This window comes from Micromonospora lupini (assembly GCF_026342015.1).
Taxonomy (GTDB): domain Bacteria; phylum Actinomycetota; class Actinomycetes; order Mycobacteriales; family Micromonosporaceae; genus Micromonospora; species Micromonospora lupini_B.
The window spans coordinates 18072-41572 of the sequence record NZ_JAPENL010000001.1; the positions used below are offsets into that span (position 1 = coordinate 18072).

Sequence of the window (23501 nt, forward strand, 5' to 3'; positions counted from 1 at the left end):
GACGTACCCCCGTGTCCGTAGTCAACGAGGTGGCGCGAGCGCACCGGAGGGTGTCGTGAGGATGCTGGGCCGGCTGCTGATCGCCGGCGCCGGCGCGGCAGCCGCCCGGTACGCCCTGCGCGAGGTGCGGACCGCCCCGGTGGGGCCGGCGCTGGAGCGCACCAACTTCCGGGGCCGAACGGTGACGCTCGCCGCCGGGCCGGCGCTCGCCGCCGGTGCGACCGCGGCGAGCGCGTTCGGCGCGACAAGCGCCGCCTCCGGAGGTGCTGCCCTGGTCGCGGGTCTCGGCGCCGGCGGTGTCGGGCTCTACGACGACGTGGTCGGCGCACGTCCGGAGCAGAAGGCCGCCAAGGGCTTCGCCGGGCACCTCGCCGCGCTGCGGCAGGGGCGGGTCACCGCCGGGCTGGTCAAGGTCATCGGGGTGGGCGCCGCCGGGCTGGGCGCGGCCGCGCTGCTCGCCGCCGACCCCCGGGTCGCCGCGCACCCGCGCCGGCAGCGCCACGGCGCCGTCGGCCGAGGAGTCGACGTGCTGCTCGGCGCCGGGGTGATCGCCGGCACCGCCAACCTGCTCAACCTGCTCGACCTGCGGCCCGGCCGGGCCATCAAGTCCGGGCTGCTGCTGGGCGCCCCGCTGGCCGGTGGCCCGCACGGCGGGATCGCCGCCGGCGCGGCCGGCGCCGCAGCCGGCCTGCTCCGCGACGACCTGTCCGAGGACGTGATGCTCGGCGACAGCGGCGCGAACGCGCTCGGCGCCCTGCTCGGCGTCGCCCTCGCCGCCCGCAGCGGCCCGCTCGGGCGGGCCGGTCTGCTCGCCGTGCTCGCCGGTCTGACAGCCGCCAGTGAGAAGGTCAGCTTCACGGCGGTGATCCAGCGGACCCCGGGCCTGCGGCAGCTCGACGCGCTGGGTCGACGCGCCGACTGACGTGACCAGACCGGCACCCCTCGCCGGCGCCGGCCGGCTGGCCGGGGCAGCCGCGCTCATCGCCGTCCTCACCGTGCTCAGCCGGCTCGCCGGCTTCGGCCGTACCGCCGTGTTCACCGTGGGCCTCGGCCACACCGACCTCGGCGGCGCCTACGTGGTGGCCAACGCGGTGCCGAACTTCATCTTCGAGATCGTCGCCGGGGGAGCGCTGGCAAGCCTCGTCGTACCCCTGCTCGCCGGCGCGGTCGCGGCGGGCGACCGGACGGCAGTCGCCCGCACCACCGGGGCGCTGCTGACCTGGACGCTGGCCCTGCTGGTCCCGCTCGCCCTGCTCGTGGTGTTCGCCGCCGGGCCGGTGATCGGGCTGCTGGGCGACGGGTTGACCGCCGCCCAGCAGCAGAGCGGCGTGCGGATGTTGCGGGTCTTCGCGCCGCAACTGCCGCTGTACGGGATCGGCATCGTGCTCACCGGGGTGCTCCAGGCGCACCGCCGCTTCGCCTGGCCGGTGCTCGCCCCGCTGCTGTCCAGCCTCACCGTCATCGTCGTCTACCTCGTGTTCGGCGCCACGCAGGGCCGGTACGCCACAGTCGGCGGGGTGAGCCCCGGTGGCGAGTTGCTGCTCTCCGGGGGCACCACCCTCGGTGTGGTGGTGCTGTCGTTGTCGCTGCTGATCCCGGTCCGCCGGCTGCGCCTCGGGCTGCGCCCCGGATTCGGGTTCACCGACGACGCGCGGGCCCGGGTCGGCGGGTTGGCGGTGGCCGGCGCGGTCACCGTCACCACTCAGCAGATCGCCCTGATCGTCAGCCTGAACCAGGTCACCTACGGCGCGGCGACCAATCCCAGCGTCTACAACCTGGCGCAGACCGTCTACCTGCTGCCGTGGGCGGTGCTTGCGGTGCCGCTGGCCGTCGCGGCCTACCCGACCCTCGCGGCGGCGCGGTCGGCCGGCGACGAGGACGGCTACCGGGCGACAGTGGCCCCGGCCGTGCGGGGGGTGCTGCTGTTCAGTTGTCTCGGCGCGGCCGCGTTGATCGGGACGGCCGGCCCGGTCGGGCACTTCTTCTTCCCGGCATCCACCGCGCCGACGGCCGCCGCCGCGATCATCGGGTACGCCCCGGGTCTGGTCGGCTACGGCCTCTTCGCGCTGCTCACCCGTGCCCTCTACGCCCGGGGCGAGACCCGGGCGGCGACCGCCGCGACCGCCGTCGGCTTCCTGGTGGTGCCGCCCGCCGTCCTGGTGCTCGGTGTGATCCTGCCGTCGCGTGACCGGGTTTTCGCCGTGACGTCCGCCAACTCGGTGGGCATGGTGGTGCTCGGCGTGTTGCTCGTCACGGCGGTGCTGCGCAGCGCCGGCCGGCCGGCGCTGGCCGGCGCGGCCCGCGCCGGTGCGGCCGGTGGCCTCGCCGGACTGCTCGCCGCGCTCGCCGGGCTGGGCCTGAGCCGTTGGCTCGACAGGCTGGACGGCGGCACCCCGACGATGGCCGTGGCACTCGGTCAGGGCATGCTGTCCGGGGTTCTGGTAGGTGTCGTGTTCCTCGTCGTGGTCTGGTTCGTCGACCGGCGGGACGTACGGCCGCTACTGACCGGGGTGGTCCGCCGCCTCGGCCGGCGAGGGCCGCGGGGCCGGGCCGGGACGTCGACGCCGGGCGCGGTCCCCCCGGAGCGGGGCGACGGGAAGGAGACGGCGGTTCGGTGAGCGTTGTCAACGGGAACCGGCGGTGGCCGCGATGACGGAGACCAGTCTGCCCACCGGCTGGTCGGGCTCCGTGGCGCTGCTGCTCGCGTCCAGCACCGGCGGGGTCGGCCAGCACGTCCGCTCGGTGGCGCGCGGGCTCGTCGCGTCCGGCGCCACCGTACTGGTCTGCGGGCCGGCGGCCACCCAGGAGCAGTTCGACTTCACAGGCGTCGGCGCGCGTTTCCAGCCGGTGGAGATTCCGGCCAGCCCGACCCCGGCCGACGCGCGGGCGGTGCTCGCCCTGCGGCGGGCGCTCGCCGCCGCGCGTGTCGACGTGGTGCACGCCCACGGTCTGCGCGCCGGTCTCGTCGCCGTGCTTGCCCGTCCGTCCGCCCCGGTGGTCGTGACGTGGCACAACGCGGTCCTCGCGGGCGGCCTGCGCGGCGGGGTCTCCCGGCTCGTCGAGCGGGTGGTCGCCCGGGGCGCCCGGGTGGCCCTCGGCGCCTCCACCGACCTGGTCGAGCGGGCCGCCGCGCTGGGCGCCGCCGACGCCCGACTCGCCCCGGTCGCCGCCCCGACGCTGCCCGCGCCGCGTCGACGCCGCGCTGCCGTCCGCGCCGAGTTCGGCGTACGACCGGAGCAACAGTTGCTCGTCTCGGTGGGGCGGCTGCACCCACAGAAGCGCTACGACGTGCTGATCGACGCGGCGGCCCGCTGGCGTACGCGTACCCCGCCGCCGGTCGTGGTGATCGCCGGAAGCGGGCCGGCGTACCTGCCACTGGCCGCCCGGACCTCGGCGGCCCGCGCGCCGGTGACCCTGCTGGGGCACCGCACGGACGTGGCCGACCTGCTCGCCGGCGCCGACCTGGCGGTGGTCACCAGCGACTGGGAGGCCCGGCAGCTCTTCGCCCAGGAGGCGATGCGGGCCGGCGTACCGCTTGTGGCGACCGCTGTGGGTGGCCTTCCGGAGCTGGTCGGCGACGCCGCCGCGCTGGTCCCCGCCGGTGACGTGGACGCCGTCGACGCGGCGGTGCGCGCGCTGCTGGACGATCCGGCGGCCCGGGCCGAGCTGGGTCGGCGCGGCGCCGAACGGGCGGCGACGTGGCCCACCGAGGAGGACACGGTGGCCGTGCTGGCGGCCCTCTACGCCGAGCTGGACGCCCGTCCGACAGGTCCTTCGACCCCCGGCTCCGACGCGCCGATGACGGGACACCGGTGATGCTGCGTCGACTCGCTCCCGCCCTGTTGACAGTGCTCGTGGTGGTGTTGGGCGTCACCGCGCTGGCCGCCCGGCCACCCCAGGGCACGCCGCAGCGCACCGCCGACTTCGTGGTGCTCGCCGGGATCGCCGGGCTGCGCTGGGAGGACGTCGACCAGCAGAGCACCCCGACGTTGTGGCGGATGGCCCAGGAGGGCTCGATCGGCTCCCTGTCGGTGCGGTCCGCGCACCGGCCCACCTGCCCGGTCGACGGGTGGCTGACCCTCGGCGCGGGCAGCTTCGCCGCGTGGAACGGCACCCGGGCCGATGGCGACTGCCCGCCCGCCGGCGTGGCCGTGGAGCAACCCGACGGGATCGGCGCGAACCTGCCCGACCAGGAGAGCGTGGTCCAGTACAACCAGCAGAGGCTGCCCTGGGGCACCATGCCCGGGTCGCTGTCGGAGTCGGTGCGCTGCTCGGTCGCCGTGGGTCCGGGCGCCGCCGTGGCCGCCGCCCGCCCGTTCGGGCGGGTCGACAGGTACGCCGCGGGTCTGCCTGCCGATCCGCGGCGGCTGCTCGGCTCGTGCGTGCTGAGCATCGTCGACCTCGGCACGATCGAGGGGAGCGACCCGGCGGCGCGTGCCGTGCAGGCGCGGGCTGCCGACGACCAGTTGGCCCGGGTCCTGGCGGCTCGGCCGGAGCGGTCGCTGGTGCTTGTCGCCGGGATCTCCGACACCGAGCACCCGTCGCGGCTGCACGTGGCGGTCGCCGACGGGCCGGGCTGGGAGCGGGGCTGGCTCACCTCGGCGAGCACCGGTCGCGACGGCTACCTGCAGCTTGTCGACCTCGCGCCGACGGCGTTGGCCGCGCTGGGCCGGCCGATGCCGGAGCGGCTGTTCCTCGGCCGGCCGGCGGTCAGCACCGGTGGCCGCCCGGCCGACCTGACGGAGGCGATCAACGCGCCGGCGGACGCCGACCGGGAGGCGGCCGCCCAGCGGGCGGTCTCCGGCCGGTTCTTCGCCCTGCTCGCCGGGTTGCAGGTGCTGCTGGCCCTGGCGGTGCTGCCGTTGCTGCGCCGGGCCCGACCGCACGCCGGCCCGACCGGCCCGACCCCGGTCTCCGCCCGCGTCGTGGCGGTGGTGGAGTTGCTGCTGGTGGCGGCCGCGTTGACGGTTCCGGCCGCGCTGCTCGCCGACGCCGTGCCCTGGTGGCGGGGCGAGCACCCCGGATGGATCTTCGCCGTGGTCACCGTGCTGCTGGTCGCGGGCGGCACCGCGGCGGTCCGGTTCGCCCCCGGGTACGCGAGCACCCTCGGCCCGTTCGGCGCGGTGGCCGGCCTCACGACCCTGGCGGTCGGGCTGGACGTGGTCACCGGGTCGAGCCTCCAGCTCAACAGCGTGGTCGGCTACTCGGCGTTGCAGGGTGGCCGGTACGCCGGGCTGAGCACTGTCGGGCTGGGGGTGTTCCTCGCCGGCGCGCTGGTGACCGGCGGGTGGTTCGCGCAGCGGGTGCACCGCCGCTGGCGGCCCGCAGTGATGGTCGCCGTGGGCGGCCTCGCGGTGGTGGTCGTCGGCAGCCCGTACCTGGGCGCCGACCCGGTCGGCGCGATCGCGCTGACCGCCGGGCTGAGCGTGGCCGCGGCGATCAGCGCCGGCGGCTGGCTGACCATCACCCGACTGGCCTGGGCCACCATGGCCGCCCTGGCGGTCGGCATCGGCTTCGCCCTGGTGGACCTGCGCCGCCCGGCGGCCGAGCGGGGGAGCCTGGGCCGGTTCCTGTCCGCGGTGGGCGACGGCACCGGCGGGTTCACCGTGCACCGGTCCAGCACGGCGAACTTCGAGACGTTGGTGAACAGCCCGTTGACGGTGCTGGCGCTGGCCGGTGGGCTGCTGGTGTGGTTCGCCCTGCTGCAGCCGTGGGGCGGGCTGATGCGGCTGTTCGGCATCTACCCGGCGGTGCGGGCCGCGCTGGGCGGCACCGCGGTCGCGGCGGTGCTCGGTGGCGTGCTCGACGGCGCGGCACTGGACGTGGCGGGCGCGGCTGCCGCCCTGGTGGTGCCGATGGCCGCGCTGGCGTCGCTGCGGGTCCTCGGGCACGCCGCCGACCGGACCCGGCCTGGCACGGGCCGCGCCCGGGAGAACGGGGCGGACGACGACTCGGGCTCCGGGGGCGACGGGCCGGCCGGTGGCGGTGACGGTCCGACAGGTGGCGGTGGGCCGCTGGGCGCGGGCCATCCCCGGCCGATCGGCGGTCCGCCCGCGGCGCCCCCACCAGCTGTCGTGCTGCCCCCGGCCCCCGACGACGCGCCCGCGGGCCCTGCGGTGGCCGACGGGCCCGCGCAGCCGCCCGAGGGGGGCCCGGCGGCGGACGCGGCCGGGGCGCCTCCCGCGCCGGCGCAGCGACGACCAGTGGACACACCGGCGGACAGACCAGCCGACACGCCGGCGGACGCACCGGCCGCGCCTGTCGCCCGGCCATCGACAGAGGTTGCCGCTCCCTGACCGCCGGGCGTCGTCCCGGTGGCCCGGCGCTGTCCCGCCCGGGGTGCGGCCTGCGAGTACCCGCCGTGGAGGTGTTACCGTGGAATCCCGTGGATCGCGTGATCACTTTGCTGATCGAGCACGGCGGTCTGCATGACCGCGACAGACGACACGGGAGCAGGCCTTGGCCCCATCAGCACGGACGACCAGGCACATTTTCGTCACCGGGGGCGTCGCCTCCTCGCTGGGTAAGGGCCTCACCGCCTCCAGCCTCGGCAACCTGTTGACCGCGCGCGGGCTGCGCGTGGTGATGCAGAAGCTCGACCCCTACCTCAACGTCGACCCCGGGACGATGAACCCGTTCCAGCACGGCGAGGTCTTCGTCACCGAGGACGGCGCCGAGACCGACCTCGACGTCGGGCACTACGAGCGTTTCCTGGACCGGGCGCTGTCCGGCAAGGCGAACGTCACCACCGGCCAGATCTACTCCGACGTGATCGCCAAGGAGCGTCGGGGGGAGTACCTGGGCGACACCGTCCAGGTCATCCCGCACATCACCAACGAGATCAAGTCGCGGATCCTGGCGATGGCCGATCCGGACGACGACGGCGTCCTGCCCGACGTGGTCATCACCGAGGTCGGTGGCACGGTCGGCGACATCGAGTCGCTGCCGTTCCTGGAGGCGATCCGCCAGGTCCGCCACGACCTGGGCCGGGACAACTGCTTCTACCTGCACGTGTCGCTGGTGCCGTACCTGGCGCCGTCGGGCGAGCTGAAGACCAAGCCGACCCAGCACTCCGTGGCGCAGCTGCGCAACATCGGCATCCAGCCGGACGCCATCGTTTTGCGCTGTGACCGGGAGATCCCGGTGAAGCTCAAGGAGAAGCTGTCGCTGTACTGCGACGTCGACGCCGAGGCTGTCGTCGCCGCGCCGGACGCCCCGAGCATCTACGACATCCCGAAGGTGCTGCACCGTGAGGGCCTCGACGCGTACGTGGTGCGCCGGCTCGGGCTGTCGTTCCGGGACGTGGACTGGGCGAGCTGGGACGACCTGCTGGAGCGGGTGCACCGGCCCCGGCACACGGTCACCGTCGCCGTGGTCGGCAAGTACGTCGACCTGCCGGACGCGTACCTGTCGGTGAGCGAGGCGATCAGGGCGGCCGGTTTCGGTCACCGGGCGCGTGTGCAGCTGCGCTGGGTGCCCAGCGACGAGTGCGTCACCCCGGCCGGCGCCGCGGCGGCCCTGGCCGGCGTGGACGGCATCCTCATTCCGGGCGGGTTCGGGGTCCGCGGCATCGAGGGCAAGATCGGCACGGCCCGGTACGCCCGCGAGAACGGCATCCCCCTGCTCGGCCTCTGCCTCGGCCTGCAGTGCATGACGATCGAGGTGGCCCGGCACCTGGCCGGCCTGGACGGCGCGAACTCGCTGGAGTTCGACGAGCAGGCAGCGCACCCGGTCATCGCCACGATGGCCGACCAGGAGGACATCGTCGCCGGCAAGGGCGACCTGGGCGGCACCATGCGGCTCGGGGCGTACCCGGCGACGTTGACCGAGGGCTCGCTCGTCGCCGAGGCGTACGGCAGCACCGACATCAGCGAGCGGCACCGGCACCGCTACGAGGTGAACAACGCCTACCGGGACGCGCTGACCAAGGCGGGCCTGCACATCTCCGGCACCTCCCCGGACGGCAGGCTTGTCGAGTTCATCGAGCTGGACCGGGATCTGCACCCGTTCTTCGTGGCCACCCAGGCGCACCCGGAGCTGAAGAGCCGTCCCACCCGCCCGCACCCGCTGTTCGCGTCGTTCGTCAAGGCCGCCGTGACGTACTCGCAGGCCGACCAGTTGCCTGTCGACCTGGAGGCCGCGTCGGAGGCCCCGTCGGCGCGCAAGGCCGCCCGCAACGGCGCCGCCACGAAGGCCGCGTCGGCCTCGTGAGCGAGCGGAGCGAGCGAAGCACCGGCCTCACCAGCGCGGTCGAGCACCGCTACGAGGTGCGCTCCCGTGAGGAGCGCTACCGGGGTCGGATCTTCGACGTGGTCAGCGAGGTGGTGACCATGCCGGGAGGTGGGACCGCGCTGCGTGACCTCGTCCGGCACGTCGGGGCGGTGGCCGTGGTGGCTCTCGACGACGCCGGTCAGGTGGTGCTGATCCGGCAGTACCGGCACCCGGTCGGCCGGCACCTGTGGGAGCTGCCGGCCGGGCTGATGGACGTCTCCGGTGAGGAGTTGCCGGCCGCCGCGTTGCGGGAGCTGGCCGAGGAGGCCGACCTCACGGCCGGTCGGATCGACGTGCTCGTCGACCTGCACAGCTCGCCGGGTTTCACCAACGAGCTGGTCCGGGTCTACCTGGCACGGGAGCTGGCCTACGTGCCGGTGTCCGAGCGCCACGAGCGCCGCGACGAGGAGGCCGACCTGCAGATCGTCCGGCTGGCCCTGGACGAGGCGGTCGACATGGTCCTGGCCGGTGAGATCACCAACGCGTCCGCGGTGGCCGGGCTGCTCGCCGCGGCCCGCGCCAGGGACACCGGTTTCACGCAGCTGCGCCGTGCGGACGCGCCGCTGCCGCGCTGAGCGCCGCCGCCGGTCCATCCCGGCCAGGGTGTACGGACGAAAGGGGCCCCGCGGTCAGCCGCGGGGCCCCTTCGCCGTGTCCGGTCGATCAGTCGCGCAGCGTGCGGCCCTGCGCGTCCGTGCCGCCGTTGACCAGGATCATGATGCCGTCGATGACGCCCCAGAGCGCGCCGACACCGCAGGTCACCAGGCTCACGACGAGCTGGAGAACGGCGATCTTGGTGTGTCCGGTGTAGAACCGACCGGCCCCGAAGGTGCCGAGCAGGATGCCGAGGATGCCCGCGACGACCTTGCTCTTGTCGGAGTAACCCGGGGCGTACCCGGGCTGCTGGTAAGGAGGAGTGGTCATGGGCGGACACACTAGTGATCCACTCGCCCGCTGTCCGTACCGCCACACGGCAGATGGGACGATAATGGGCGAACACTGTCCTGACGGCTGAGGTGACGTCCCACCGCCGGCCCGTTCGGCGCCCTGACACTCCGTCAGGTCACCCGGGCACCGGATGCCACTGTGCTGGCTCCCGGCGGGGCCGGGCGCGCCTAGACTGCCGCCGGCGGGACCGGTGGACCGCGGCGGCATTGGGGCCGTCGTGGCACCGCGCAGTCGGGGGAAACCGGTGGACCGCGGCGGCAATGGGGCCGTCGTGGCACCGCGCAGTCGGGGGAACTCAGCCCCGAAGAGAGGTGTCTGCATCGTGAAGGTCGGAATCCCACGCGAGGTCAAGAACCACGAGTACCGCGTGGCGATCACGCCGGCGGGCGTCAACGAGTTCACCCGCAGCGGCCACCAGGTCTTCGTCGAGTCCGGCGCCGGCGTCGGTTCCAGCATCACCGACGAGGAGTTCGCCGCGGCCGGCGCCACGATCCTGGCCACCGCCGACGAGGTGTGGGACACCGCCGAGCTGGTGCTCAAGGTCAAGGAGCCGATCGCCGAGGAGCACCACCGGATGCGCGAGGGGCAGGTGCTCTTCACCTACCTGCACCTGGCCGCCTCCAAGGAGTGCACGGACGCGCTTGTCGACCGCAGGGTCACCGGCATCGCGTACGAGACCGTCGAGCTGCCCGACCGGTCGTTGCCACTGCTCGCCCCGATGTCCGAGGTGGCCGGCCGGCTCGCCCCGCAGGTCGGCGCCTTCTACATGATGCGTACCGGCGGTGGGCGCGGCGTGCTGCCCGGCGGCGTCTCCGGCGTCTACGCGGCCAAGACCGTCGTCATCGGCGCCGGCGTCTCCGGCATGAACGCCGCCGCCATCGCCCTCGGCCTGCAGTCCGAGGTGCTGCTGCTGGACAAGAACGTCGCCCGGCTGCGTCAGGCCGACGCCATCTACCGGGGCCACCTGCAGACCATCGCCTCGAACGCGTACGAGGTCGAACGGGCCGTGCTCGACGCCGACCTGGTCATCGGCGCGGTGCTGGTGCCCGGCGCGAAGGCCCCGACGCTCATCTCCAACGAGCTGGTCTCCCGGATGAAGCCGGGCAGCGTGCTCGTCGACATCGCCATCGACCAGGGCGGCTGCTTCGAGGACTCGCGCCCGACCACGCACGCCGACCCGGTCTACAAGGTGCACGAGTCGATCTTCTACTGCGTGGCGAACATGCCCGGCGCGGTGCCGAACACCAGCACCTACGCGCTTACCAACGTCACCCTGCCGTACGCCCTGGAGTTGGCCAACCACGGCTGGCGCGAGGCGCTGCGCCGCGACCCGGCCCTCGCCCTGGGCCTGAACACCCACGACGGCCAGGTCACCTACGGTCCGGTCGCCGACGCGCACGGCATGACAGTGCTCCCGCTGGCCGACGTCCTGGCCTGAGCGGTGGCGGTCTGAGCGGGGACGCGCAGCAGGCCGGCGTGGGCGCGGAGCCCGCGCCGGCCCTGCGTCGTGCCGTCCGCGGCTACCTCGACCACCTCACCGTCGAGCGCGGCCTGTCCGCGAACACCCTCGCCTCGTACCGCCGGGATCTCGACCGCTATCTCACGACCCTGGCCGACGCCGGCGTCGCCGACCTCGCGTCGGTCGGCGCCGGCGTCGTCGAGTCGCACCTGGCCCGACTGCGCGCCGGCGACGACGACCATCCGCCCCTCGCCGTGTCGTCCGCCGCCCGCGCGGCCAGCGCGGTCCGCGGCCTGCACCGCTTCGCGCTGAGGGAGGGGCTGGCCGGCGCCGACCCCAGCCGCGACGTCCGCCCGCCCACCCCGCCGCGCCGGCTACCCCGCGCGCTGGGAGTCGACGACGTGATCCGGCTCCTGGAGACCGCCGGCCCGATCACCGCGACGGGCGAGGACGCGCCGCTCGCGCTGCGCGACCGGGCGCTGCTTGAGTTCCTGTACGGCACCGGCGCGCGGATCTCCGAGGCGATCGGCGCCGCGATCGACGACCTCGACACCGACGAGGGCACCGTGCTGCTGCGCGGCAAGGGCGGTCGGGTGCGGCTGGTGCCGATCGGCGGGTACGCGGTCGACGCCGTCCGCGCCTACCTGGTCCGGGCCCGCCCCGGGCTGGCCGCCGCCGGCAGGGGCACCCCCGCGGTGTTCCTCAACGCGCGCGGCGGAGCACTGTCCCGGCAGGGCGCCTGGGCCATCCTGCGCCGCGCCGCCGGGCGGGCCGGCCTGCCGGTCGAGGGCGCCGCAGCGGTCTCCCCGCACACCCTGCGCCACTCGTACGCCACCCACCTGCTCGACGGCGGCGCCGACGTGCGGGTCGTCCAGGAACTGCTCGGCCACGCCTCGGTGACCACCACCCAGGTCTACACCCTCGTCACCGTCGAGCGGCTGCGCGAGGTGTACGCCACCGCCCACCCGCGCGCCCTCGGCTGACCCCCGGCGGTCGTCGGCCCCGACACGCCGGGCCGGTGCCGAACGCCCTGCTGGTCGGTGGCGTACAGTCGGCATCGGCGCGGACCTCCTGGGGCGACACGACCGGGGTGCGCAGCGGCGCCGCGAAGGACGTCGGACGGCTCCGACGCCGGGTGGGTCGTCGGGAGGGGGCAACGAGGACATGGCTGGCAACGGTGACCGTGCCGAGACCTGGACGTCGGAGCTCCGCGAGCAGCAGGCCACGCTCGGCGCGGACCTGGGTCCGGCGGACCCGGCTGCCTACACCATGCGCAAGCCGATCCCCGAGCCGATGCCCACCGATCGGCACGGCCCGGCTCGCATCATCGCGATGGCCAACCAGAAGGGCGGCGTCGGCAAGACCACCACCACCATCAACCTGGGCGCGGCGCTCGCCGAGTACGGCCGCAAGGTCCTGCTTGTCGACTTCGACCCGCAGGGCGCGCTCTCGGTGGGCCTGGGGGTCAACCCGCACAACCTCGACCTGTCCGTCTACAACCTGCTCATGCAGGACGACGTGATGGCCGAGGACGTCCTCATCAAGACCGACGTCGCGGGTCTGCACCTGCTGCCGGCCAACATCGACCTCTCCGCCGCCGAGATCCAGCTCGTCAACGAGGTCGCCCGGGAGATGGCGCTGGCCCGGGTGCTGCGCTCGGTCCGCAAGGAGTACGACTACATCCTGATCGACTGCCAGCCCTCACTCGGCCTGCTGGCGATCAACGCGCTGACCGTCGCGCACGGCGTGCTCATCCCGCTCGAATGCGAGTTCTTCAGCCTGCGCGGCGTCGCGCTGCTGCTGGACACCATCGACAAGGTGCGTGAGCGGCTCAACTTCGATCTGGAACTCGAAGGCATCCTCGCCACCATGTACGACAGCCGCACCACCCACTGCCGGCAGGTGCTCCAGCGGGTGGTCGAGGCGTTCGGCGACAAGGTCTACCAGACGGTCATCACCAAGACGGTGAAGTTCCCCGAGTCCACCGTGGCCGGTGCGCCGATCACGACGATGGACCCGGCGTCCTCCGGGGCGCGCAACTACCGTCAGCTGGCCCGCGAGGTGATCGCCGCCCAGTCGGAGCGGTAGCCGGAACGCCAGGTGTCCGCTTCGTGGACTACGGTCGTGCGGTGACCGCGCCGCCCCTCGACCCGCCCGAAGCCGCGGCCGTGGTCGACGGTGTGCCGCCCGCCGACCCCGCTGCCGACCCGCCGGCCACCGGCTTCACGGTGCGGCTGGCCAACTTCACCGGGCCGTTCGACCTGCTGCTGCAACTGATCGGCAAGCACAAGCTCGACGTCACCGAGGTGGCCCTGCACACGGTCACCGACGAGTTCATCGCCTACATCCGCGCCATGGGCGACAGCTGGGACCTCGACGAGGCCAGCGAGTTCCTGCTCATCGCCGCGACCCTGCTCGACCTGAAGGCGGCCCGGCTGCTGCCCGCCGCCGAGGTGGAGGACGAGGCCGACCTGGCCCTGCTCGAGGCACGCGACCTCCTCTTCGCCCGGCTCCTGCAGTACAAGGCGTACAAGGAGGCGGCTGCCCACATCGCCGAGTTGGAGGCGGTCGGCGGTCGCCGGTATCCCCGGGCGGTCAGACTGGAGCCCCGCTACGCCGAGGCGCTGCCCGACCTGGTGCTCGGCATCGGCCCGCAGCGGCTGCTGAAGCTGGCCGTGCGGGCGATGACCCCGAAGCCCGTGCCCGAGGTGTCGATCGCCCACGTGCACATGGTCCGGGTAAGCGTCCGCGAACACGCGGCGATCCTCGCGTCCCGGCTGCGCCGGGCCGGCACGGCGACGTTCTCGCTGCTGTGCGTGGACTGCGAGGCCACCCTGGAGGTGGTGGCGCGGTTCCTGGCGCTGCTGGAGCTGTACCGGGAGGGTCTGGTGGCCTTCGTGCAGGAACAGGCCCTGGAGGAGTTGACCGTGCGCTGGACCGGCCCGGTCGACGGCGAGACCGAATTGCACGTCGACGAGTACGCAGGCACCCCCGCCGACCCCGACCCGCCCGCAGCCCCGGAGCCGACAGGCGAACCCGGACCGCAGTCGGCCGCCGAACCTGGCCCGCAGTCGGCCGAGGCTGGACCGCAGTCGGCCGCTGAGCCCGGACCGCAGTCGGCGGGTGAGTCGGCGTCGGTGTCGGCCTTCGTGGCCGGGCCGGAGTGGGCGGCTGAGCCCGGACCGCAGTCGGCGGGCGAGACCGGGTCGGGATCGGCGTTCGTGGCCGGACCGCAATCGGCCGGTGAGACCGGGTCGGTGTCGGCGTTCGTGGCCGGGCCGGAGTCGGCGGGGGAGAGCGAGCCGGAGTCCACCGGAGCGGGCGGGACGGCAACGACGGAGGGTGAGCGGGATGAGTGACGAGGAACGCCGGGACTCCCTGGCCGACCAGGCCGCCGCCTGGGTTCCCCCGTGGGACCGCCCCCGCCCACCAGCCCTCACCCCGGCCGAGGCCCCCAAGTCCCCCGAGGCCGCCGGCTCTCCCGAGGCTGCCGAGCCTCCCGGCGCTGCCGAGGCTGCCGACGCTCTCGCGTCCGCCGCTGTCCCCGAGGTGCCGGCGGTGCCGGAGGTGCCCGAGCAGCTTGGTGCACACACGGTCTCCGAGTCTTCCGATGCCGCCGACGTCCACAGCGAAGGCGACAAGGAACTCGCGGCCACGGCGGTCACCGTCCCGCCGACGGCCGCAGAAGATCTTGGAAGCAAACCGCCCCTCCAGGGGCCGGAATCTTCCAAGATCGCTGACAGACCCACCGAACCGGCGGACCTGGCCGAGTTGGTCGAGGATGCCCCACCCATCGAGCTCGCCGAGCCGGCCGGAGCTGTCGAGCCGGCCGCCTGGATCGAGACGGCCGAGGCTGCCGAGCCGGCCGAGTCGATTGAGACGATCGGGGCAGCCGCGGAGGCCGGGGCGGGTGTGGCGGGCGGGGCTGGGGGCGTACCTCGGCGGGAGGTTGTGGGGCGGCGGCGGGTGACGGCCGCGCCGGAGCCCGCGCCCGACCTGCCCGACGGCGAGCTGCGCGGCGCGCTGGAGGCGATCCTGCTGGTGGTGGACGAACCGGTCAGCGAGCTGGTCCTGGCCCAGGTGCTGGAGCAGTCGGCCGAGCGGATCGGGCCGATGCTCGACGAGATCGCCGCCGGCTACACGGCCGCCGGGCACGGGTTCGAGCTGCGCCGGGCGGCGGGCGGTTGGCGGTTGTACACCCGGCCGGAATACGCTACGTACGTCGAGCGGTTCGTCCTGGACGGGCAGTCCGTGCGGCTGACCCAGGCGGCGTTGGAGACTCTGGCCGTGGTCGCGTACAAGCAGCCGGTGACCCGGTCGCGGATCTCGGCCATCCGGGGTGTCAACTGCGACGGCGTGATCCGTACGCTTGTCACTCGCGGCCTCGTCGAGGAGTGCGGCGCCGAACCGGACAGCGGGGCGTTCCTCTACCGGACCACCACGCTGTTCCTGGAGAAGCTCGGGCTGAACACCGTCGACGAGCTGCCACCCCTCGCACCCTTCCTGCCCGACGACGTAGAAGAGCTTGCTGATGCGACCCGATAACCGTTCCCCGAAGTCCGACGCCCCCGTCTACGAGGGGGCGGAGCGCCTGCAGAAGGTGCTCGCCGCCGCCGGCGTGGGTTCCCGGCGTGCCTGCGAGGACCTGATCTTCCGGCGCCGGGTGACGGTGGACGGGCGCGTCGCCAAGCTCGGCGACAAGGTCGACCCGGCCATTTCGGTGATCCACGTGGACGGCGAGCGCCTCCAGGTCGATGTCCGCCTGGTCTACGTGGCGATGAACAAGCCGCGCGGGGTGGTCACCACCATGGCGGACGACAAGGGACGCAACGAGCTGTCCGACTTCATCGGCGCCCGGCTCGAGCAGCGGGTCTACCACGTCGGGCGGCTCGACGCGGACAGCGAGGGCCTGCTGCTGCTCACCAACGACGGCACCCTCGCGCACAAGCTCATGCACCCCTCGTACCAGGTGCTCAAGACCTACCTCGCCGAGGTGGTGGGGCCGATCCCGCGCAACCTCAGCAAGCGGTTGCTGGCCGGCGTCGAGCTGGAGGACGGGCCGGTCACCGTCGACTCGTTCAAGGTCGTGGACACGCTCGGTAAATCCGCCCAGGTGGAGCTGAGCCTGCACGAGGGACGCAAGCACATCGTCCGGCGGTTGATGGACGAGGTCGGGCACCCGGTGACCCGGCTGGTGCGTACCGCGATCGGGCCGATCCGGCTCGGCGACCTGCGCACCGGGCGGATCCGGCGGCTGACCAACGCGGAGGTCGCCGCCCTGTTCCACGCGGTGGGTGACTGACCCCCGAGTTCGGGGTACGGCTGCCGGTAGGCTCGCGACGGCCGGGTACGCGGCCGCCGGAGGTGGCGTGGGTCGCCTCGGGCGGTGTCGCGCGTGGGTCCGTCGCGGACCCCGGGCATGATTGATGACGATTGACAAACCGCTTGCGGCGCCAGAGCACCGGGCGATCCGTGAGGTACGGGCTGAGGAGGACACGGTGGAGGAAAACGTACGGGCCGGGCGATGTGTGGTCGCTGTGGACGGGCCGTCCGGTTCGGGTAAGTCCACCGTGTCGCGGCGCCTCGCCGTCGGCATCGGTGCGCGCTACCTGGACACCGGGGCGATGTACCGGGCGATCACGTGGGCCGTGCTGCGCTCCGGCGTGGACCTCACCGACGCCGCGTCGGTGGCGAAGGTCGCCGGCGAGGTCAAGCTGCACATCGGCACACACCCGCAGGGGTACGCCGTGACCGTCGACGGCGTGGGCGTGGACGCGCACATCCGGGGCCCGGAGGTGACCGGAGCGGTCTCCGCCGTCGCCGCCGTGCCGGCCGTTCGTGAGCTGCTGGTTGCCCGGCAGCGCGAGATGATCGTCAACGCCGGTCGGATGGTGGTCGAGGGACGCGACATCGGCTCCGTCGTGGCGCCGGACGCCGACCTGAAGGTCTTCCTCACCGCCTCCGAGGCGGCCCGTGCCGCCAGGCGCAGCGCCGAGGACGCCGCCGACGTGGCGGCCACCGCCGCCGACCTGGCCCGCCGCGACCGGCTCGACTCGACCCGCAAGGTCAACCCGCTGGCCCAGGCGCCGGGCGCCGTCGTGCTGGACACCACCGAGCTGGGCATCGACGAGGTCGTCGCCCGGCTGCGTGACCTGCTCACCGAGCGGGGAGTGGCATGAGCGAGCGTAGCGAGCGAGTCATTGGGTTCAGCGCGGTCGTGCCTCATGGCGCTCCGGAGCGAAGCGGAGGAGCGGCATGAGCGAGCGTAGCGAGCGAGTCATTGGGTTCAGCGCGGTCGTGCCTCATGGCGCTCCGGAGCGAAGCGGAGGAGCGGCATGAGCGAGGGTGCGGGATGGGTCGAGCTGCGCGAGCCCGACGTCATCCTTGAGGAGCCGACGGGCCCGCAGCCGGTGGTGGCCGTGGTGGGCCGCCCCAACGTGGGCAAGTCCACACTTGTCAACCGGATCATCGGCCGTCGGCAGGCGGTCGTCGAGGACGTTCCCGGCGTGACCCGGGACCGCGTGCCGTACGACGCGCAGTGGAACGGCCGGTCGTTCACCGTGGTGGACACCGGCGGTTGGGAACCGGACGCGAAGGACCGGGCCGCGGCCATCGCGGCGCAGGCCGAGACGGCGGTGGTCACCGCCGACGTGGTCCTCTTCGTGGTCGACTCGATGGTGGGCTCCACCGACGTGGACGAGGCCGCGGTGAAGATGCTGCGCCGCAGCGCCAAGCCGGTGATCCTGGTGGCGAACAAGGCCGACAACACCGCCATCGAGATGGAGGCCACCTCGCTGTGGTCGCTCGGCCTCGGTGAGCCGTTCCCGGTGTCCGCGCTGCACGGGCGCGGCTCCGGTGACCTGCTGGACGCCATCCTCTCCGCGCTGCCGGAAGCCCCGGCGATCGTGGAGAACCGGCCGCGCGGGCCGCGCCGCGTCGCGCTCGTCGGTCGACCGAACGTGGGCAAGTCCAGCCTCCTCAACCGGTTCTCCGGCGAGGAGCGGGCAGTCGTCGACTCGGTCGCCGGCACCACTGTGGACCCGGTGGACAGCCTTGTCGACATCGGCGGTCAGACCTGGCAGCTCGTCGACACGGCCGGCCTGCGCAAACGGGTCGGCAAGGCCAGCGGCACCGAGTACTACGCCAGCCTGCGCACCGCCGGCGCGATCGAGGCCGCCGAGGTGGCCGTGGTCCTGCTGGACGCCAGCGAGCCGATCAGCGAGCAGGACCAGCGGATCCTGACAATGGTCACCGAGGCCGGCCGGGCGCTCGTCATCGCGTTCAACAAGTGGGACCTGGTCGACGCCGACCGCCGGTACTACCTGGACAAGGAAATCGACCGGGAGCTGCGCCGCATCCCGTGGGCGATCCGGCTGAATCTGTCGGCGATGACCGGCCGCGCGGTGGACAAGCTGGCCCCGGCCCTGAACAAGGCCCTCGCCAGCTGGGAGACCCGGGTGCCGACCGCGCACCTCAACCAGTGGCTGACCGCGCTGGTGCAGGCCACCCCGCACCCGGTGCGCGGTGGGCGCGCGCCGCGCATCCTGTTCGCCACCCAGGCCGGGGTGGCGCCGCCGCGGTTCGTGCTCTTCACCACAGGCCCCCTGGACGCCGGCTACCAGCGCTTCGTCGAGCGCAAGCTGCGCGAGGAGTTCGGGTACGAGGGCAGCCCCATCGAGATCTCGGTACGCCCCCGCAAGAAGCTCGGGCCCGGCGGCCGCGGCAAGGCGCACGGCTGACCTGTTCTGCGCGTCGAAATGCCGGATGGGCCATCGCGGTCCGTCCGGCATTTCTTCACCCCCACCCTCCTAGGACGCTGTAGGGGGTGTGCGGTGGTTCGCGACTCGTACGACCCGGGTGGGGCCTGTGCGGACGGGCGCGAGGTGCTGCGCTAAGCTTTAGCGGCTGTCGCGGGGGAAACCACGCGGGGGCGGGACGTGGCGCAGCTTGGTAGCGCACTTGACTGGGGGTCAAGGGGTCGTCGGTTCGAATCCGGCCGTCCCGACGCAGGTCAAAGGGCTGATCCGGAAACCGGGTCGGCCCTTTCGCCGTTCTGGGGACCAAGATCAGTCAAGTTGAGCTGGCTAGCGCTGCTTGACCGCCGGTCAAGCTTCAGCGGCCAGTGCGATTGTGGTCCGCCAGACAGCTGATGTGCGACGCAGCTCAGCCAGGTGATGTGCGACAGATCAGCAAGCTAGGGGCGACAGGACGGTCGCTGCCACAGAGTTCTCTCACGCCGGGTTGCCAGCATTCCCGGAGGTGGAGGCCCCGAGATCGGCGCAGGCATCCGTAACGGTCTTGGTCCACACCTCAGGATGGGTGAACCAGAAGTCATGCGGTACGCCAGGGACGGTCGAGAGCCTTCCGCGTGGAACCAGCGTGGCGACCTGCGCCAGGGGCCACGACGGGCGGATGTCATCGCCGGCTGCGATGAAATGCATCGGCACGGCGCAGGCGGCCAGTCCGCGCCACAGATCGGGTTGATGAATCCATGCGGTGAACGAATCGCTGAGAGCTGCATGCACTTCGGGCACCCAGCCGATGTCGACAACGGGCTCGCCGGCCTTGCCCGCTTCGTATGCCTCGGACCAGGTGCGGTCACGCTGGGGACCTCTGCCAGCGATGCCGATCAGCGCGGTCACTGTCTCCGGATGTTCGACCGCGTAGCGCACACCCAGATCGCATCCCCACGAATGGCCTACCACGATCCAGGTGTCGACGCGGACCGCCTCACGGATTCCTTCAAGATCAGCAATTGCCTCTTCCATGGTGTGCGGGCCGCCGCCCGAGCGACCAACGCCGCGCGGTTCGGGGTACCAGGCGCGGTGGTTCAGCGGCGAGATCTCATCCCGTTCCAGGTACTGCACACAACCCGGGCCACCGGTCAGGACGACGACGTCAGGCCCACGGCCCGTCACGCCAACGTGCAGTACAGAACCTCTTACGTGGAATGTCCGCGACTCCATGGCCTCGAACGCTACCCACATCAGCCGTACGGATAAGCACGATCAGCGCGGCGAGGGCTATGGCTGGCTGGAAGCCACCATGGGCCGTCCGTGGGCCAGGAAGTGTGATGCGCAGCGGGCACGGGACGCAATCGGACCTACAGCCAGCCGAAGGCGTTCCAGGATCACGGCCGGTCGGATGCGGTCTTCCATCGGGCGGCTTGAGGCCCTCAATCAAAGCCTTCCGAGCAGGGCAGATTGGCCGGCGGCCAGAACGTGTCCCTGGGCCACAGGCAGCCAGTACAGCTCGAAGCGGATCGGTTCAGTGTCGCCGTCGCCGCGTTCCACGGCGAGGTTCGGCTGCCCCGTGGCCTGCACGGCCTCGAGCTGGCGGCAGTGGACCCCAGTCTCGTTGTGTGCGCGGCGGATGACGGCCGCTGGCTTCATCTCACCCTGGGCGGCGCCGACGCGGAAACGACGGGTCCTGCCGGTCTGCGCGGTGTTCGAGAGGTCGCCCTGGATGGTGGAGGCACTTTGTCCGCCGCTGCCGTACGGGAAGCGGAGAAGCTGGAGGGCTTCCGGATCTTCTGGCGCAAGCCCCCGGGCCGGCTGGTCGACGCCGCAGCGCTAGCCGGTCTGCCTCGTCTGACTGTTATCGAGCTTGCCGATGGCTACGGTTTGGACGCGGGAACATTACCGGACCTGACCTCACTGACGCAGCTGAGCATCAGCGGTCTACGCCGATCGATCGTGCCGGCTTTGAAAGCCCGCTACCGCGGCGCCGGGGTGAGCCTGGTCATTGGCGGCGCGAAGCACGACACGTGGCTGGTCGCCAACCTGAACAACCCGTTCCGAGACTGGGTCGACGACGACGCCCGAGGCGGAGCCGCCGCCTGCAAGGCATACGCCAGCGCGGTCCGCGCTATTGACAAGCTTCCGCAGGACCGTGATCGGTGTGCGGGCGAAGCTGAAGCGGTGATGCGCACCCTGGTTGAGGCGCTCAACGGTATCGAGCAGAAGTACGACATCATCGACACGCTGCGCCGAGAGGAAGCCTGCGACGCGTTTATTGAACTCACTGCCCGAGCTGGAGTCCCATCGCATCTGGCCGACCAGTGGCTCGACGAGTGGCGTCGCTTCTAACTGACTCCCTCGGGCACCGTCGCGCTCGAGCGGTGCAAGATCAGACCAGAGCACGGCGCTACCAGTATCGGGTTCGCCTTCGGTTGGATGGGGTTGGCGGGGACAGCAGGAAGGAGGGAAGCGTGGAGGCCGTCGCCGCAGACGCAAGCACGCTGCCTGACACGGACGGCGCACCAACTACATTGGTGAAGCGCAGCAGGTGAGCGGAAAGCTGGCGTACATGGCCGCAGGCCCGTAGCTGGCGACGCATGACTTTGCCGACGAGCGTGCGTGGATCAGGCACTTCTGGCTCTGGTATGTACGCGGCCACGACGGGTGTGCGTACTGTCCATGCGAGAGCTCGATAAAGACGGTGGCCGTCGTCAGTAGCGACCAGGACACCGGTGTCCGGGCCGAGTCGGAGGGCAGGCGGCGCGAGCGAGCGCATGACCACGTTGCCCAGTCCGCGGCTCCGGTGTGCAGGTGCGGTTTCGACCTGGTCGACGATCCCGAATGCGTCGGCGGTCGTGAGCCTGCCGGACGCGGCGACCTGCCCCTAAAGGTCGAGAACGATAGCAGTGACAACATCGCCGGAGTCCGAGGCCGTGCGGTGTACGGCGATGGAGGAGTTGTGTCGGAATCGGCCCGGTGTGTCGTCGTCATGAGGAAGCCGGTGTCGGCCAGCTTCCACTGTGGCGGCAGAGCGGCACCGGCGCCCACATCACGAGGGTGCCCCGCGCTGTGGCTCAGGGCTGACTGATGGCCGTCGGTCTGGTGATCTGCCCACTCGCCGGTCCACACTGCGAGGTCGCGTACCCGACGCTCGGTGCTCTGCCGGGACTTGGCCGCCCACTTCGTTGCGTTCTTTGACGCCGAGTCGTCCAGGACCTGGCGGTCGGTCGCGGTCCAGGCGGGAAGCTGCGCTATCCACTCTTCTGCCTGCTCGGCGCTGTGGCCGCTACCGATCAACCATGGGCGGGCTGTCCGTTGTCCTGCCGGCGGCAGGACTGCCGTGCGTGCCTTGACAGGAAGGCGGAGCAGCAGGACAGTCGACATATTCATAGACGTCTAGTTATATACGGCGAGGTGTGCCATGCGGAAGTCGCTGACTGCTGTGGCCGCCATCGCTGTTGCCATGGTCGCGATGATGGCCGCGATCTCACACGCCAGTGCGGCGAACGCGGCGGCCGGGTGTCGGGTGAACTACGTCGTCACCAGCCAGTGGACCGGTGGCTTCCACGCCGACATCGCGGTCACCAACTTGGGTGACCTAGTCAACGGGTGGACGCTGCGGTTCGCGTTCCCTGCAGTCGACCAGCGGCTCACGCAAACCTGGAGTGCCACCTGGGTCCAGGCGGGCCAGCAGGTCAGCGCGACCAATCTGGGCTGGAACGCGACCCTGGCCACCAATGGCTCCGCGAACATCGGTTTCGTTGGCGCCTGGTCGGGCAGCAACCCCATACCGGCGTCCTTTACGCTCAACGGCGTCACGTGCACCGGCGGCGTCCTGCCCAGCGTGACGCCGACCTGGACGACCACACCGCCGGTCGCTGACTACCCGGCGATCGTCACCTGGCTCAGCCCGACCGCCGGCGCGGTGTACACCACGCCGGGAACCGTCCTGCTGGCGGCGACCGCGACCGTGGGAGGCGGACACAGCATCACCTCGGTGTCGTTCCGGGTGGACGGCGTCACGGCGGCCCGGGGGGTGAGGACGACCGGTGACCGGTACGAGGCGCTGTGGACACCACCGATCGGGGAGCCCGGCACCAGCACCACCTTCGTGCTGTACGTCTCGGCCGGCACCGACCAGTCGCTGTCTGGCGCTGCGCCGCCGTTGCTGGTCACGGTGGTGACGCCGGCGTCCACCGGCACCAACCACCCGCCGGCGGTGGCGTTGAGCACCCCCGGCGGGCAGACCTACTTCGTCGAGCCGACGACCGTCACGCTGGTCGCCGACGTCGCCGACACCGATCCCGGGGACCTCGTCAGCCGGGTGGAGTTCTACCTCGGCGCAACCCGGCTGGCCGTGACGCCGACCAACAGCGGACAGCGCTACCAGTTCCAGACGGCCCTGTCGGCCGGCACGTCGTCCACCTTCACCGTGTGGGTCCACGATTCCCACGGCGGCCTCGGCATCTCGAACCCGCTGACCTTCACCATCCGTTAGCGCCTCGGCCCTCCGTTAAGGGCTGACCAAGGTCATTCCACTGGCCGTCGATACGTTTGCGAGTCGGCACGGCGCTCTGGGTCAATTCGACCAGGCCATCGGGGTTGGCGGTGACCGTCGTGGTGGGTGAACCTGCGGCGGTCGCCTCAAACAGCTTGCTGGAGCTGTGGAGTTGCGGGTGAGCTTGCTGGAGTCCGCCGTAGTTCCGTCATTCGAGACACCGATCCCACAGGCAGTGCCCCGACCAGGACCTTCAGGCTGCAGACCTCTTCGGCGAACCCGAACATGTCAGCCATGGTGCTCCCGGTCGTCAGTCGGGCGACGTCCGCTCATGCCGATGAGCGGGTCGGAGATCGTGCGCGATGATCCGGTGCGGCATAGGAGGCGTCACTGTTCGGGTGCTGAGCTGAACCTTCGTGTATCGCCACGTGCCAGTACTTCTTTGATCATCGGGCGGGTGTAGGCCTTCTCCGGATCCTCCGAAGCATCGCCGCCGTGGTAATACTCGCCTTCGTCGAACGCCTCGAACACGTCGAGAAACACCTCGGGTAGCGCGGTGTCGAAGGTGGCCGTGTGGTGAGCATGA

At 72.2% G+C, this 23501-nt stretch carries 19 protein-coding genes and 1 tRNA gene; 17 read left to right on the top strand and 3 right to left on the bottom strand.

Annotated features, from left to right (window positions below):
- Positions 1-55: 55 nt before the first annotated feature.
- The 6 genes from OOJ91_RS00080 (at position 56) to OOJ91_RS00105 (ending at position 8846) form a co-directional block, all read left to right on the top strand.
- Entirely contained in the window at positions 56-922 is an 867-nt protein-coding gene (locus tag OOJ91_RS00080) for a hypothetical protein (protein WP_266241120.1), read from the top strand.
- A 1-nt stretch (position 923) separates the two neighbouring features.
- Entirely contained in the window at positions 924-2618 is a 1695-nt protein-coding gene (gene murJ / locus OOJ91_RS00085; RefSeq protein WP_266241122.1) for a murein biosynthesis integral membrane protein MurJ, read from the top strand.
- Positions 2619-2649: 31 nt separating this feature from the next.
- Positions 2650-3816, top strand: coding sequence for a glycosyltransferase family 4 protein (locus OOJ91_RS00090; RefSeq protein WP_266241125.1), 1167 nt, complete (start codon positions 2650-2652; stop codon positions 3814-3816).
- Positions 3816-6296: a hypothetical protein gene (locus OOJ91_RS00095; protein WP_266241126.1), complete on the top strand. Its 2481-nt coding sequence runs from the start codon at positions 3816-3818 to the stop codon at positions 6294-6296. Before OOJ91_RS00090 ends, OOJ91_RS00095 begins: the two co-directional genes overlap by 1 nt.
- A 163-nt stretch (positions 6297-6459) precedes the next feature.
- A complete protein-coding gene (locus OOJ91_RS00100) occupies positions 6460-8211 on the top strand; it encodes a CTP synthase (RefSeq protein WP_266241128.1) in 1752 nt (583 codons plus the stop codon).
- Complete coding sequence (locus OOJ91_RS00105; protein ID WP_266241130.1) at positions 8208-8846, top strand: NUDIX domain-containing protein; 639 nt, start codon at positions 8208-8210, stop codon at positions 8844-8846. The genes OOJ91_RS00100 and OOJ91_RS00105 overlap by 4 nt, the downstream gene beginning before the upstream one ends.
- An 88-nt stretch (positions 8847-8934) precedes the next feature.
- On the opposite strand, the gene OOJ91_RS00110 is transcribed toward OOJ91_RS00105, so the two are convergent.
- A complete protein-coding gene (locus OOJ91_RS00110; RefSeq protein WP_439117004.1) occupies positions 8935-9243 on the bottom strand; it encodes a TM2 domain-containing protein in 309 nt (102 codons plus the stop codon).
- Positions 9244-9541: 298 nt separating this feature from the next.
- Between OOJ91_RS00110 and ald the strand changes: the two genes are divergently transcribed.
- The 9 genes from ald to OOJ91_RS00155 all read left to right on the top strand — a co-directional run bounded on the left by ald (position 9542) and on the right by OOJ91_RS00155 (position 18683).
- Entirely contained in the window at positions 9542-10657 is a 1116-nt protein-coding gene (gene ald / locus OOJ91_RS00115) for an alanine dehydrogenase (protein WP_266241134.1), read from the top strand.
- A gap of 11 nt (positions 10658-10668) precedes the next feature.
- A complete protein-coding gene (locus tag OOJ91_RS00120) occupies positions 10669-11661 on the top strand; it encodes a site-specific tyrosine recombinase XerD (RefSeq protein WP_439117040.1) in 993 nt (330 codons plus the stop codon).
- 181 nt (positions 11662-11842) lie between these two features.
- Positions 11843-12766: a ParA family protein gene (locus OOJ91_RS00125; RefSeq protein ID WP_007458526.1), complete on the top strand. Its 924-nt coding sequence runs from the start codon at positions 11843-11845 to the stop codon at positions 12764-12766.
- Positions 12767-12807: 41 nt separating this feature from the next.
- Positions 12808-14037 carry a segregation and condensation protein A gene (locus tag OOJ91_RS00130; RefSeq protein WP_266241143.1) on the top strand — a complete coding sequence of 410 codons (1230 nt, stop codon included), beginning with the start codon at positions 12808-12810 and terminating at the stop codon, positions 14035-14037.
- Positions 14038-14440: 403 nt separating this feature from the next.
- The gene (gene scpB / locus OOJ91_RS00135; protein ID WP_439117041.1) at positions 14441-15223 is read left to right on the top strand and encodes an SMC-Scp complex subunit ScpB; all 783 of its coding nucleotides are present in this window, start codon (positions 14441-14443) and stop codon (positions 15221-15223) included.
- Positions 15210-15980 (top strand): pseudouridine synthase, encoded by a 771-nt coding sequence (locus tag OOJ91_RS00140; protein ID WP_266241147.1) that lies wholly within the window; start codon positions 15210-15212, stop codon positions 15978-15980. The genes scpB and OOJ91_RS00140 overlap by 14 nt, the downstream gene beginning before the upstream one ends.
- A 196-nt stretch (positions 15981-16176) precedes the next feature.
- Positions 16177-16857 carry a (d)CMP kinase gene (cmk, locus tag OOJ91_RS00145; protein WP_266245211.1) on the top strand — a complete coding sequence of 227 codons (681 nt, stop codon included), beginning with the start codon at positions 16177-16179 and terminating at the stop codon, positions 16855-16857.
- A 156-nt stretch (positions 16858-17013) separates the two neighbouring features.
- Positions 17014-18417 carry a ribosome biogenesis GTPase Der gene (gene der, locus OOJ91_RS00150; RefSeq protein ID WP_266241149.1) on the top strand — a complete coding sequence of 468 codons (1404 nt, stop codon included), beginning with the start codon at positions 17014-17016 and terminating at the stop codon, positions 18415-18417.
- Positions 18418-18609: 192 nt separating this feature from the next.
- A tRNA-Pro gene (locus OOJ91_RS00155) sits at positions 18610-18683 on the top strand.
- Positions 18684-18909: 226 nt separating this feature from the next.
- Here OOJ91_RS00155 and OOJ91_RS00160 read toward each other — a convergent pair.
- Complete coding sequence (locus OOJ91_RS00160) at positions 18910-19665, bottom strand: alpha/beta fold hydrolase (protein WP_323178395.1); 756 nt, start codon at positions 19663-19665, stop codon at positions 18910-18912.
- Between the two features lie 216 nt (positions 19666-19881).
- Here OOJ91_RS00160 and OOJ91_RS00165 point away from each other — a divergent pair, with 216 nt between their 5' ends.
- Positions 19882-20766, top strand: a complete 885-nt coding sequence (locus tag OOJ91_RS00165; protein WP_266241152.1) for a hypothetical protein — start codon at positions 19882-19884, stop codon at positions 20764-20766.
- A 1072-nt stretch (positions 20767-21838) separates the two neighbouring features.
- Positions 21839-22915, top strand: a complete 1077-nt coding sequence (locus tag OOJ91_RS00170; protein WP_266241154.1) for a cellulose binding domain-containing protein — start codon at positions 21839-21841, stop codon at positions 22913-22915.
- A 387-nt stretch (positions 22916-23302) separates the two neighbouring features.
- Here the strand turns inward: OOJ91_RS00170 and OOJ91_RS00175 are convergent, their stop codons facing one another.
- Positions 23303-23446, bottom strand: coding sequence for a hypothetical protein (locus tag OOJ91_RS00175; protein ID WP_266241156.1), 144 nt, complete (start codon positions 23444-23446; stop codon positions 23303-23305).
- Positions 23447-23501 lie beyond the last annotated feature (55 nt).

What these genes read in the sequence shown, in the direction of transcription:
- OOJ91_RS00090 (WP_266241125.1), top strand. Translation starts at nt 2,650, where the DNA reads ATGACGGAGACCAGTCTGCCCACCGGCTGGTCGGGCTCCGTGGCGCTG.
- OOJ91_RS00095 (WP_266241126.1), top strand. Translation starts at nt 3,816, where the DNA reads ATGCTGCGTCGACTCGCTCCCGCCCTGTTGACAGTGCTCGTGGTGGTG.
- OOJ91_RS00125 (WP_007458526.1), top strand. Translation starts at nt 11,843, where the DNA reads ATGGCTGGCAACGGTGACCGTGCCGAGACCTGGACGTCGGAGCTCCGC.
- OOJ91_RS00140 (WP_266241147.1), top strand. Translation starts at nt 15,210, where the DNA reads ATGCGACCCGATAACCGTTCCCCGAAGTCCGACGCCCCCGTCTACGAG.
- der (WP_266241149.1), top strand. Translation starts at nt 17,014, where the DNA reads ATGAGCGAGGGTGCGGGATGGGTCGAGCTGCGCGAGCCCGACGTCATC.
- OOJ91_RS00160 (WP_323178395.1), bottom strand. Translation starts at nt 19,665, where the DNA reads ATGTGGGTAGCGTTCGAGGCCATGGAGTCGCGGACATTCCACGTAAGA.
- OOJ91_RS00170 (WP_266241154.1), top strand. Translation starts at nt 21,839, where the DNA reads ATGCGGAAGTCGCTGACTGCTGTGGCCGCCATCGCTGTTGCCATGGTC.